The following is a 12,575-nucleotide window of genomic DNA, read 5'->3' as shown; positions in this document are numbered from 1 at the left end:
CGATCTTGGAGTAGGTTTAGTCAGAACTGGGCGGAGCTATGCGGTGTTGTCTGTCACCGCATGTGTCTTATGGCGCGCCAGATGCATCCGGCGTGATGTGCCAGATTTCTTTTGCGTACTCACGGATCGTGCGGTCGGACGAAAACACCCCCATGCCCGCCACATTGCTGATGGCCTTGGCGCACCAGGCCGCCGGCTGGCGGTATAGCGCATCCACCTGGGCCTGCGTCGCCACATAGGAGGCGTAGTCTGCCAGCAGCAGGTAGTGGTCGCCACCCCACAGCAGCGAGTCCACCAGGGCGCGGTAGCGACCGGGCTCGTCCGGCGAGAACTGGCCACCGGCGATCGCGTCCAGCACGGCCTTCAACTGCGGCGTGCTTTCGTAGTAGCGCATGGGCTGGTAGCCACTTTGCTTCAACGCTTGCACCTCGGGGGTCTTCAGCCCGAAGATGAAGATGTTGTCATCGCCCACGTTCTGGCGGATTTCGATGTTGGCGCCATCGTCGGTGCCAATGGTCAGAGCGCCGTTCAGGGCCAGCTTCATATTGCCGGTGCCCGAGGCTTCGGTTCCCGCAGTGGAGATTTGTTCAGACAGGTCGGCGCCAGGCATGATCACTTCGGCCACAGAAACGCTGTAGTTGGGCATGAACACCAGCTTGAGCTTGTCGCCTATGCGCGGGTCGTTGTTAATGACCGTGCCCACATCGTGGATCAGGTGGATGATGGACTTGGCTGCCACATAGGACGAAGCAGCTTTGCCCGCGAAGATGACGGTGCGCGGCACCCAGTCGCCGTTCGGGTTGGCCAGGATGGCCTGGTAGCGTGTCACCACGTGCAGCACGTTAAGCAATTGGCGCTTGTATTCGTGGATGCGCTTGACCTGCACGTCAAAAAGGCTGTCCGGGCTGACGGTGATGCCGGTGCTGTGCTGAATGGCTGCTGCCAGGCGCACCTTGTTGGCGCGCTTGACGGCCATGAACGACTTTTGAAAGTCCGCGTCGTCCTTCTTGGCTCTCAGCTTCTGCAACTGGTCCAGATCTTGGCGCCAGCCTTTGCCAATGGTGTTGTCCAGCACGGTGGACAGGCCCGGGTTGGCCTGGGCCAGCCAGCGGCGCGGGGTCACGCCGTTGGTCATATTGGTGAAGCGGTCGGGCCAGATGCTGGCGAAGTCGGCAAAGATGGTCTGTACCAGCAACTCGGAGTGCAATGCAGACACGCCGTTGACCTTGTGGCTGCCGACGATGGATAGGTGCGCCATACGTACCCGGCGCTCACCCAGTTCGTCGATCAGTGACAGGCGGGCTAGGAACCCGTTGTCGCCCGGGCGGTGGGCGGCGGCAATGTCCAGGAACTCCTTGTTAATGCGGAAGATGATTTCCAGGTGGCGCGGCAGCACATGCTGCATCAGGCTGACTGGCCAGGTTTCCAGCGCTTCCGGCATCAAGGTGTGGTTGGTGTACGAGAATGTTTTGCAGCAGATGTTCCAAGCCTTGTCCCAGGGCATGCCTTGCTCGTCGCACAGCACACGCATCAGCTCGGCAACGCCGATGGCAGGATGGGTGTCGTTGAGGTGGATGGCCACGTGCTCCGCCAGATTGTCCAGCGACGGGTGTTCGGCCAGATGCCGTGCGACCAGATCTTGCACCGAGGCGGCGACGAAGAAGTATTCCTGCTTCAGCCGCAACTCGCGTCCGGCGGGCGTGCTGTCGTTGGGGTAGAGCACCCAAGAAATATTTTCGTATTCGTTTTTCAGGCTGGCGGCGCGTGCGTAGTCGCCGGTGTTGAATGCGTTCAGGTCGATATGGGCTGGTGCCACGGCTTTCCACAGGCGCAGCGTGCTGACCTTGGGTGTGCCGTGGCCTGGCACCACCATGTCATAGGCTTTGGCTGCTACTTCACCCGCATGACGCCAAACGGAAGCGCCGTTCACGTGCTCCACCCAGCCGCCAAAGCGCACCGGGTAGCTGATGTCTGCGCGGGGGAACTCCCAAGGCGTGCCGTTTTCCAGCCATGGATCGGGGTATTCCATCTGCGCGCCGTTTTGGATGTTTTGCGCAAACATGCCGTATTCATAGCGGATGCCGTAGCCAAAGGATGGCAGACCCACGGTGGCCATCGAATCCAGGAAGCAGGCTGCTAGGCGGCCCAGGCCGCCATTGCCCAGCGCGGCATCGGGTTCACGGTCGGCCACGGTTTCAAGGTTTTGGGCGAAGCGGGTCAGGCCCTCGGCGGCACTGCCGCGCAGCTCCAGGGCGCCAAGGGCGTTGGACAGGGTGCGGCCCATCAGAAATTCCATGGAAAGATAGACCACACGGCGGGCCTTCTGGGATTTTTCCTGGTTTTGGGTTTGAACCCAGCGCGCTGAAAGTTGTTGCCGTGCAACATGCGAGCTTGCGAGCATCAGGTCGTTAGCGGTTGCGTCAGCGGGTGAAACGCCTACGGTGTGCAACAAGTGCTGCTCAATGGCAGCATGGATATCGTCAGCGGAGGGGGTAATACACTGGGGCACAGGGGCATCCTTTGTCGAATGTGGTCAAGGCTGTTGCACTCCATTTGGAGGCTTTTCGCAGAGTCTAAGCGCTTTGAATTGCTGAAATTGGCTTATTTTTTGAATTTTCGCACGCAGGGTTGGGTCGTGGGATTTTTTTGGTTTCGAGGTTTAAGATATTGGCGGTAATCGGAAAGCCAATCAACAATTAATTTCTTCTGGAGACACTTGATGCAAAAAAATGATTTGGCACTCGGGCTGGATTTGCCTAAGCGTGCCATTGCATTGGTACTGGCCGGCGGGCGCGGCAGCCGCCTGATGAACCTGACCGATAGGCGTGCCAAGCCGGCGGTCTACTTTGGCGGCAAGTTCCGTATTGTTGATTTCGCACTGTCGAACTGCTTGAACTCAGGTATTCGCCGTATTGGCGTGATTACCCAGTACAAGTCGCACAGCCTGTTGCGCCATTTGCAGCGTGGCTGGGCCTTCCTGAAGAACGAGATGAACGAGTTCGTGGATCTGTTGCCTGCCCAGCAGCGCAATGACAACGAAAACTGGTACCGCGGCACTGCTGATGCGGTCTACCAAAACCAGGATATTCTGGAAAGCTACGGTGCGGACTACATTGTGGTGCTGGCTGGCGACCATATTTACAAGATGAACTACGCCCTGATGCTGGCCGACCACGTGGCCAAGGGGCGGCAATGTACCGTGGGCTGTATTGCTGTACCGCGCAGCGAGGCATCGGCCTTTGGTGTGATGGCGGTGGGCGAGAACAGCCTGATTACCGAATTTCTGGAGAAGCCGGCCGACCCGCCTGCTATGCCTGGCAGTACGGACATGTCTCTGGCCAGCATGGGCATCTATATCTTCAATGCGGCGTATCTGTACGCGGAGCTGGAACGCGATATGGCGGACCCAGACTCCAGCCACGATTTTGGCAAGGACATCATTCCGCGCGCGGTTCGCAATGGCAATGCGTCGGCCCACCCGTTCTCCCTGAGCTGTGTGCCCAATGCTGACGACGAAGAGCCCTACTGGCGTGATGTGGGCACTATTGATGCCTATTGGGATGCCAATATTGATCTGACGGCCACCGAGCCCAAGCTGAACCTGTACGACACGCGCTGGCCCATCTGGACCTACCAAGCGCAGTTGCCTCCGGCCAAGTTTGTGCACAACCAGGATGACCGGCGCGGCTTGGCGATCGAATCCATGGTGTCAGGTGGCTGCATTGTGTCGGGTAGCGTGTTCCGTTCCGTGCTGTTTTCCAGTGTGCGGGTGCACTCCCATTCCAGTGTGAACTGGTCGGTGCTGTTGCCGGGCGTACAGGTGGGCCGGGGTGCGCGTATTACGCGGGCTGTTATAGACCGTGGCTGCGTCATTCCCGATGGCATGGTGATTGGCGAAGATGCCGCGCTGGATGCCGAGCGGTTCCACCGCAGTGAGAATGGCATTACTTTGGTGACACCTTCCATGTTGAAGAAGTTGGCCGGATGAAAGTATTGCAAGTAGGCGCCGAGGTTTTTCCTCTGGTCAAAACAGGCGGGCTGGCAGATGTCATGGGGGCTCTGCCCCAGGCCTTGATCGCAGAGGGGGCTGATGTGCGCCTGCTGCTGCCTGGCTTTCCGGCCATTCTGGCGGGGTTGAAGAAGCCCGCACTGGTATGTGAGGTCGGTGCTGTGTTTGGTGCGGGGCGGGTGCGTTTGCTGTGCGGCACCCTGGCCGTCAGTGGTGTACCGGCCTACGTGGTGGACGCCCCGTACTTTTACCAGCGCGAAGGAAATCCCTATCTGGCGGCAGACGGCTCGGAGTGGCCCGATAACGCGCAGCGTTTCGCCTTGCTGGGCTGGGTGGCGGCCCAGGTGGCATCTGGCGGCCTGGACCCTGCTTGGGCGCCCGACGTGCTGCATGCCCATGATTGGCACGCTGCCATGGCGTGTGCCTACGTGGCGGCGAACCCAGGTGCCAAGGTGGCGACGGTGTTTACCGTGCACAACCTGGCTTACCAGGGGCTGTTTGATGCCAGGGACTTTCACCTGCTGGGTCTGCCCATCCGTTATATGGACCCCACGCGCCTGGAGTACCACGGTAAGTTTTCCTTCATGAAGGCGGGGTTGACCAGCGCCCGCTGCATCACCACGGTGAGTCCCAGCTACGCCCAGGAGATCGCTACCTCCGAGTTTGGCTGCGGTTTGGACGGGGTGGTGCGCTCACGTGGCGCAGATGTGTCCGGCATCCTGAACGGGGTGGATGACGCGGTGTGGAATCCGTCCACCGACAAGGATATTCCCGCTCGTTATTCCGCATCCGACCTGGCTGGCAAGGCCGTGTGCAAGGCCGCGCTGCAGCAGGCCCTGGGCTTGCGGGTGGATGCCAAGGCCCCACTTTTCACCCTGGTGAGCCGTCTGACGCCGCAAAAAGGCTTGGATCTGGTGCTGGCTGCCATACCCGAGATGCTGGCTACAGGTGCGCAGCTAGCGGTTCAGGGTACGGGCGATGCTGTATTGGAAAAGGCCTTTAGGGAGGCTATGGCTGCGCATCCCGGCGCCATGGCGGTACGCATAGGCTATGACGAAACTTTTGCCCACCAGATGATTGCCGGGGCGGACGCCATGTTGGTGCCATCCCGTTTCGAGCCCTGCGGCCTGACCCAGCTGTACGCTTTGCGTTACGGTACGGTGCCCGTGGTACGCCATGTGGGCGGTTTGATCGACACGGTAGTGGATGCGGATGCGTCCAGCCTGCAGGCGAACACCGCAACGGGATTCATGTTTGGCCCGGCGACCCGCGAGGCTCTGGCCTTGGCAGTACACCGTGCCGTGCATGACTTTGCGCAGCCGGACGTGTGGAAGCAGCTGCAACGCCGGGGCATGGCGCAGAACTTTTCATGGGCGGCAGCGGCGATGCAATATCTGGCCTTGTACCAAGCTTTGGGTGTGCCGGCACAGGCTGCATAGCGGGTGGATTGCAAGCCTGTCAAAACCGGCTTGCGAAAAACCTACAATTCGCGCTCGCGGTCAGGCCCCCTGGGTCGGATCTCTGATTTACCCGACCTTACTTACACCATGCACATTGCCAGCTCCATCTTCAAGGCCTATGACATCCGCGGCATCGTGCCGACCACGGTAGACGAAGCGGTTGCAGAGGGAATCGGTAGGGCGTTCGGCACGATTGCGCTGGCCGAAGGTGAGAAGGTTATTGCGGTCGGGCGCGACGGCCGTTTGAGTGGACCCAGTCTGGTGGCCGCCCTGATCCGCGGCCTGGTCGCGGTAGGTGTGGAGGTGATTGACGTAGGCGCAGCCACCACGCCCTTGTTGTATTTCGCGGCCCACACCCTGTGCCGCAGCGGCATCCAGGTTACCGGCAGCCACAACCCCAAAGACTACAACGGTTTCAAGATGATCATGGGTGGGCGTGCCATCCATGGCGAGGAAATCCAGGCGCTGCGCCGCATGATGGAGGCGGAAACCTGGGTGTTCCAGGCCGGCGGCTCGGTGCGCGAGGTGGACGTACTGCCAGCGTATACCGCGCGTATCGTGTCCGACATTAAATTGGCCCGGCCTATGAAGATCGTGGTCGACTCGGGCAACGGCATTGCCGGCGCTTCGGCCCCTGCTATTTTGCGGGCTATTGGATGCGAAGTGGTGGAACTGTTCAGCGAGGTGGATGGGAACTTCCCCAACCACCACCCGGACCCGAGCAAGCCTGAAAACCTGGAAGACCTGATCGCCGCGCTGAAGACTACGGGTGCGGAGCTGGGCCTGGCTTTCGACGGTGACGGCGACCGCCTGGGCATCGTGACCCAGGACGGCAGCAATATCTACCCCGACCGCCAGATGCAGCTGTTCGCCGAAGACGTGCTGCGGCGCGTGCCTGGTGGCACCATCTTGTTTGACGTGAAGTGCTCGCAGCGTCTGGCACCAGCGATTGCCGCTGCTGGTGGCCACCCGCTGATGTTCAAGACCGGCCATTCTTTGATCAAAGCCAAGATGAAAGAGATCGAAGCTGCGGGCGGCCAGGCGCCGCTCGGCGGCGAGATGAGCGGCCATATTTTCTTCAAGGAGCGCTGGTTTGGCTTCGATGACGGCACCTATGCCGGCTGCCGCTTGTTGGAAATCCTGAGCCAGTCGCCGGACGCCAATGCGGTATTGCACGCCTTGCCGACCAGCTTCTCTACGCCCGAACTCAACGTGCCCTGCCAAGAAGGCGAGCCGCCACGTGTGGTGGCGGAAGCCTTGCGTTTGGTGGACTTTGCAGCGCCCGCGGTGGTCAGTACCATCGATGGTTTGCGCGTGGATTGGCCGGACGGTTTTGGTCTGATCCGCGCATCCAACACCACACCGGTGCTGGTGCTGCGTTTTGAAGGCCACACACAGGCGGCGCTGGACCGCATCCAGGCCGATGTGTTGGCGCTGCTGCGCCGCGTCAAGCCCGATGCCAGCTTTGCGGCCTCTGCCCACTAAGGTGGCCGCTGCCGACTGCAGGTATCTGGCATGAATGTTTTGATTGTCAAACTCTCGTCTCTTGGAGACGTGGTGCACGCCATGCCGGCTGTGCAGGACATCCTTTCTGAGTTGCCCGGCACCCAGGTGGACTGGGTGGTCGAGCCAGGTTTTGCGCCACTGGTGCGCCGCTGTGAGGGTGTGCGTAGGGTGATCGAGTGCGACTTGCGCCGCTGGCGCAAGACCGTGTTCACCGTGGATACCCGCAACGCTTGGCGCGCCTTTTCGGCTGACCTGCAGCAGGAAACCTATGACGCGGTGCTGGACCTGCAGGGCCTGAGCAAATCTGCGCTGGTGGCCAAAATGGCACGTTTGAGTCCGGACGGCCTGCGCTACGCCTTGGCCAACCAGACCGAGGGTTCCAGTTTTGAAGCGCCAACCCGCTGGGTGGCCGATGTGGCTATCCCGGTGGAGCCCCGCATCCACGCTATCAACCGCTCCCGGGTGATGTGTGCACGGGCTTTGGTGTATGCGCTGCCGGAGAAGGTCAATTTCGGCCTGGTGTCGCATTCCAGCGTGGATGTGAACGCGCTCAAGAATATTTCCAACAATTTCTTTGACTCCGGCGTCACGTCTCCGGCGCCGGTGGTGGCATTTGTGCATGGCACTTCCCGCGCCGATAAGCAGTGGCCCGTGGAGCATTGGTTGGACTTGGGACACCGTATGAACGCCTTGGGCTACACGGTCGCTTTCACGCACGGCAACGATGAGGAACTCTGGCGCAGCGAGAGCATTGCCAGCCGACTGAAGCAGGCGGTGGTCTGGCCCCGCATGAAGGTGGACGCGCTAACCGATGCCATGTCCGAATGCATGGGCGTGGTGGGTGTTGACAGCGGCCTGAGCCATATCGCCGTGGCGTTAGACCTGCCGCATGTGCAGATCTATAACTTCGACACCGCCTGGCGCACCGGCCCCTTGCAAAACGACCACCAGATCAGCGTGGTGTCCGACACTACGCCCACGGTCGATGCAGTCTGGGGTGCGTGGATGCAGGCCTCGGCCCTGGCAGCGCTGCGAGACTAAGCGCTCTTGGTTCGCGCGCTGTATTCCCTGCTACTGTGGCTGGCCAGTCCCTTGCTGCGCCGAAAGCTGCGTCTGCGTGCCGTGGCCGAGCCCGGCTATGCGAAACACACACCCGAACGTTTTGGCCATTACACCCAGGCGCCCAGCGCAGGCTGGGTGTGGGTGCATGCGGTGTCGCTGGGGGAGACCCGGGCCGCCGCTATCTTGTTGGCTGCTTTGCGCAAGGAGATGCCGGATCTGCGCCTGCTGCTGACCCACGGTACGGCGACTGGCCGGGCCGAGGGTCGCGCGCTGCTGCGCCCCGGCGATATACAGGTCTGGCAGCCCTGGGATACCCCGGGCGCCGTGCAGCGTTTTGTCGATCAGTTCCAGCCGCGTATCGGCATCCTGATGGAAACCGAGATCTGGCCGAACCTGTTGGCAGCATGCCGCAGCGCCGCCATACCGGTGGTACTGGCAAATGCCCGGCTCAGCGGCAAGTCCTTGCGCCAGGCCCAGCGACTGGCCTGGTTGTCGCGGCCGGCCTATGGCGCGCTGAGCGCGGTGTGGGCGCAGACCGATGCCGACGCCCAGCGCTTCGTCGCGGCCGGTGCGCCCACGCCCCAGGTGCTTGGCAATCTGAAGTTTGATGCCAGCCCGGATACCGCCCAGTGTGCCCGAGGCCGCAGTTGGCGCCAGGCGGCGGGCCGTACGGTGGTTCTGTTGGCCAGTGCGCGCGAAGGCGAGGAGCGCATGCTGCTGGAGGCTTTGAAGTCTTTTAAGGCTCTGGCGCAGGATTCATCTGCACCAGAAGCTATGAAAATAGGAGCGAGCGGTGTGCAGTGGCTGATCGTGCCGCGCCATCCGCAGCGTTTTGACGAAGTGGCGGCGCTGGTGGAGACCTACGGGCTGAGCGTGTCGCGCCGCAGCCAGTGGCTGGATGCCCCGGCCGAGGCCGATATCTGGCTGGGGGATTCCTTGGGTGAGATGGCGCTGTACTACGGCCTGGCCCATGTGGCTTTGCTGGGCGGCAGTTTCGCGCACCTGGGCGGGCAGAACCTGATCGAGGCTGCGGCCTGTGGCTGCCCCTTGGTGCTGGGGCCGTCTACCTTCAATTTCGCCGAGGCGGCAGAACTGGCGACGCAAGCCGGCGCTGCTTGCCGTGTGGCCGATATGCCCGCAGCGCTGGAGCAGGTGCGGGCCTGGTGTCTGGCGCCGGACCGGCTGGTTGCCGCCGCCGCAGCCGGGCCGGCATTTGCCGCAGCCCATCGCGGTGCTGCCCAGAAGACGGCTGCGGCAATCAAGGCCTTGTTACAGGCCTGAGGTTTTAGCGGGCCAGTAGTGCGTTCACCGTCTGCAGGTCTTCCGGCTTCAGGCTGCCGCTGGCTTGGCGCAGCTTGAGCGAACCCACCAGCACGTTGTAGCGGGCCTGGGCCAGGCTCTGTTTGGTCTGGTACAGCTGGCTTTGCGAGTTCAGCACGTCGATATTGATACGCACGCCGACCTGGTAGCCCAGCTTGTTGGCGTCCAGCGCGATCTGACTGGAGCTTTCAGCGGCTTCGAGGGCCTTGACCTGGGCCAGGCCGGACAGCACACCGTAGAACGCAGTGCGGGTGGATTGCGTGACCGCACGGCGGGTTGCATCCAGGTCGGCCTGGGCCTTGTCTTCCAACGACAAGGTCTCGCGTATGCGGTTCTGAACGGAATAGCCAGCAAACAACGGAATGGTCAGGCTCAGGCCCACCACGGCAGTGTTGTTGCGCGAGTTGGACGGCAGGCTGGAGGTGCCGTTGGGGTAGCGGTTGACGTTGTAGGCTGCCGTCAGGTCCAGGGTGGGCAGATTGCCGGCCTTGGCCTTCTGGGTTTCCAGGCGGGCTACGTCCAGGGCTACCAGGGCTTGTTGCACATTCGGGCTGGCGCCTTCGGCCTGGCTCACCCATTTGTAAACATCGGCTTCTTCTACGCTGGGCAGGACAGCGGGCTGGGCCAGTGGCGTGGGCTGGGCATTGGTTTTGCCGACGATGGTGTCCAGCGCTATTTTTTTCACCAGCAGGTCGTTCTCCGCCGCGATCTCTTGCGAGCGGGCCAAGTCGAATCGGGCCTGGGCTTCGCGGGTATCGGTGATGGTGGCCGTGCCCACTTCGAAGTTGCGCTTGGCAGAAGCCAGTTGCTCCGCCACAGCGGTCTTCTGGGCACGTACAAAGGCCAGGGTGTCGCTCGCGGCCAAGACGTCGAAGTAGGCTTGCGCCACGCGCACCACCAGGTCTTGTTCGGCCACAACCAGTTGTGCCTGGGCGACTTCTACCGACTTCTTGCCCTGCTCATAAGTGATCCAGTTGGCGGGGCGGTACAGTGGCTGCGTGCCGCTGAGGGCCGCTGTCTGGGTGGTGTAGTCCTTGTCCAGCGTGGGGTTTACGCTGTCGAGCATGCTGCGGTTCAGTCCGGCGGACAGGCCTGCGGTGGGCAAGATGCCTGCTTTGGCCTGGTCGGCCTTGGCCAGATTGGCGTCGTACTGCGCCTTGGCCGACTGGTAGGTCGCATCCGTGGCGCGGGCAGAGTCATACAGCTCCTGCAGGCTCTGCGCATGGGCAGTGCAGGCAAAAACGACAGCCACCGCCAAAGCGAGCGCGCCGAACGGGAAACGTTGCATGTTCTTCCTTGTCATGTCAGTACCGGGGCACACGGGTATCCAGCTGTTGCGACCATGCGTCGATGCCGCCAGCTATGTTTACGACCTGCTCGAATCCGCTCTGCAGCAAATACATGGCGACCCGCTGGCTGCGCGCGCCATGGTGGCACAGGCAGGCCACGGGTTGCGTGGGGTCCAGCTCCGCCAGGCGTGCCGGGATTTCGCCCATGGGCAAGGTCACCAGGCTAAAGCCCTCGGCCTGCACGCTGGCGGTCTGCCATTCCCAGGGCTCCCTTACATCCAGCACAACCGGCTTTGCCGTGGGGGGGAGGCTTTGCAGCCACTGGGCCAGTTGGGCGGGGGTGATCTGGTCGAGCATGGGGTTTAGAACTGGAACTTCGAAGGTTCGGGGAAGTTCGCCAGACGGGGGGCGACGATATCCCAGGGGGTGGTGGTCTGGTAGCTGGTGCTGCTGGTACGGGTGATGAAATTGGCCTGCATCACCGGGTCTTGGCCCACGATGGCAAACAGGCGGCCGCCCACTTTGAGCTGGGCTTTCAGTACCTCGGGCACCGAAGCTACGGAGCCGCTGAGCACGATGACATCAAAAGGTCCATCGCTGGCCGCGCCCTGGGCGCCGTCGGCCTGGCGTACTTCTACATTGTGCACTCCGGCGTCACGCAGGTTCTTACGGGCCAGGCTGGCCAGTTCCGGCAAGATTTCCAGGGATAGCACGCCTTGCGCGCAGGCGCCCAGCAGGGCGGCCATGTAGCCGGAGCCGGTGCCGATCTCCAGCACTTTTTCATTCTTCTGGATTTTCAGATCTTGCAGGGCGCGGGCCTCAACCTTGGGCGACAGCATGCATTGGCCGCCGGGCAGGGGCGCTTCCATGTCAACGAAGGCATAGGTCTGGTGTTCGGGCGGAAGAAATTTTTCGCGCTTGACGACAGACAACAGAGCCAGGATCGAGGCGTCCAGCACATCCCAGGGACGGATTTGCTGCTCGATCATGTTGAAGCGTAGTTTTTCAATCTGGACGGTGGTGGTCATGGTGGTTCTTTGTGGCGAAGGCGAAGTAAGCCGTAGATTTTAGGGGGGGAATCAGGTGGGTTCGGCAGGCAGCTGGGGCATTTACTTTCCGGCCCTGCCTGGCCCTGCCCGGCTCAGGCGGCGAGGTGTACTGCAGCGGCTCAGGGTTCATGGGCTAGCGGCTCAGGACTGCTCGGGGCGGGCAAGCAGCCCGTTGAGCGTGATGCGCACCTGCGAGGCAATGTACTCCTCGGGAGTGAACGGCTTCTGGGTGCAAGGGTGGCTGCCGTCAGCGCGTTGGCCAACCGACATGAATATCAATGGCGCGGTCACGCTGTAGGTTGCCAGGTCCAGGTTGAGCGGCGCGAATTCACCACTTTCCACGCCGCGCTGCAGTATTTTGCGCACCAGATTTTGGTAAGGGTGGACCACTTCGTCCTGGTAGAAAGCGGCCATTTCCGGAAAGTTGTGCGCTTCCAGCAGCATCAGGCGGCTGATGCCTGCGGCTTTGGTGCGACCCACGCGTTCCCACCAGGTCAGCATGCCATGCTCCAGCAGGCTGGCGATGCTGCCAGTGAAGCCATCCACTTCGCCGTTCAGTTCGTGGAAGTGGCTGGTCAGGCTTTGCCGTACAACCGCCTTGAACAGCTCTTCTTTACTGGCAAAGTACAGAAACAGCGTGCCTTTGGAAACCCCGGCGCGCAGGGCAACTTCTTCCACCCGGGTTGCGGCAAAACCCTTTTCAACAAAGATGTCCAGCGCCGCAGCCAGCAGTTCGCCCGGGCGCGCTTCTTTGCGCCGCGCACGTTTGGCGGGCTGTGGCGTGGGCGGGGACTCTAAGCTAGGGGACATTTTTACTGACTGGCTGGTTATTAATATAGCCCGTTGCCGATACGGCGTCAACGTTCGGGTTGTTCTGGCT

The 12,575-nt window shown here is 61.7% G+C and carries 10 protein-coding genes; 5 read left to right on the top strand and 5 right to left on the bottom strand.

From position 1 onward, the window contains the following. Positions 1-67 precede the first annotated feature (67 nt). The gene (locus AC4BBN_RS20025) at positions 68-2,509 is read right to left on the bottom strand and encodes a glycogen/starch/alpha-glucan phosphorylase (RefSeq protein WP_490593780.1); all 2,442 of its coding nucleotides are present in this window, start codon (positions 2,507-2,509) and stop codon (positions 68-70) included. Between the two features lie 210 nt (positions 2,510-2,719). Between AC4BBN_RS20025 and glgC the strand changes: the two genes are divergently transcribed. From glgC to AC4BBN_RS20000, 5 genes are all read left to right on the top strand, one after another. Next, complete coding sequence (glgC, locus tag AC4BBN_RS20020; protein ID WP_490593779.1) at positions 2,720-3,988, top strand: glucose-1-phosphate adenylyltransferase; 1,269 nt, start codon at positions 2,720-2,722, stop codon at positions 3,986-3,988. After that, entirely contained in the window at positions 3,985-5,448 is a 1,464-nt protein-coding gene (gene glgA / locus AC4BBN_RS20015; protein WP_490593778.1) for a glycogen synthase GlgA, read from the top strand. Before glgC ends, glgA begins: the two co-directional genes overlap by 4 nt. Before the next feature lie 108 nt (positions 5,449-5,556). Further along, positions 5,557-6,954: a phosphomannomutase/phosphoglucomutase gene (locus tag AC4BBN_RS20010; protein WP_490593777.1), complete on the top strand. Its 1,398-nt coding sequence runs from the start codon at positions 5,557-5,559 to the stop codon at positions 6,952-6,954. Between the two features lie 30 nt (positions 6,955-6,984). Beyond that, a complete protein-coding gene (gene waaC, locus AC4BBN_RS20005; protein ID WP_490593776.1) occupies positions 6,985-8,016 on the top strand; it encodes a lipopolysaccharide heptosyltransferase I in 1,032 nt (343 codons plus the stop codon). Between the two features lie 51 nt (positions 8,017-8,067). Next, entirely contained in the window at positions 8,068-9,318 is a 1,251-nt protein-coding gene (locus AC4BBN_RS20000) for a 3-deoxy-D-manno-octulosonic acid transferase (protein WP_490593775.1), read from the top strand. Between the two features lie 4 nt (positions 9,319-9,322). Here AC4BBN_RS20000 and AC4BBN_RS19995 read toward each other — a convergent pair whose 3' ends face one another. The 4 genes from AC4BBN_RS19995 to AC4BBN_RS19980 all read right to left on the bottom strand — a co-directional run bounded on the left by AC4BBN_RS19995 (position 9,323) and on the right by AC4BBN_RS19980 (position 12,505). After that, entirely contained in the window at positions 9,323-10,645 is a 1,323-nt protein-coding gene (locus AC4BBN_RS19995; RefSeq protein ID WP_490593774.1) for a TolC family outer membrane protein, read from the bottom strand. Positions 10,646-10,661: 16 nt separating this feature from the next. After that, complete coding sequence (locus AC4BBN_RS19990) at positions 10,662-11,003, bottom strand: rhodanese-like domain-containing protein (protein ID WP_490593773.1); 342 nt, start codon at positions 11,001-11,003, stop codon at positions 10,662-10,664. A 5-nt stretch (positions 11,004-11,008) separates the two neighbouring features. Further along, positions 11,009-11,674 (bottom strand): protein-L-isoaspartate O-methyltransferase family protein, encoded by a 666-nt coding sequence (locus AC4BBN_RS19985; protein ID WP_490593772.1) that lies wholly within the window; start codon positions 11,672-11,674, stop codon positions 11,009-11,011. 162 nt (positions 11,675-11,836) lie between these two features. Continuing rightward, entirely contained in the window at positions 11,837-12,505 is a 669-nt protein-coding gene (locus tag AC4BBN_RS19980) for a TetR/AcrR family transcriptional regulator (RefSeq protein ID WP_490593771.1), read from the bottom strand. Positions 12,506-12,575 lie beyond the last annotated feature (70 nt).

It is taken from the genome of Rhodoferax sp. SPJ21, from assembly GCF_058216335.1.
This window is presented reverse-complemented; position numbering and strand designations above follow the sequence as displayed.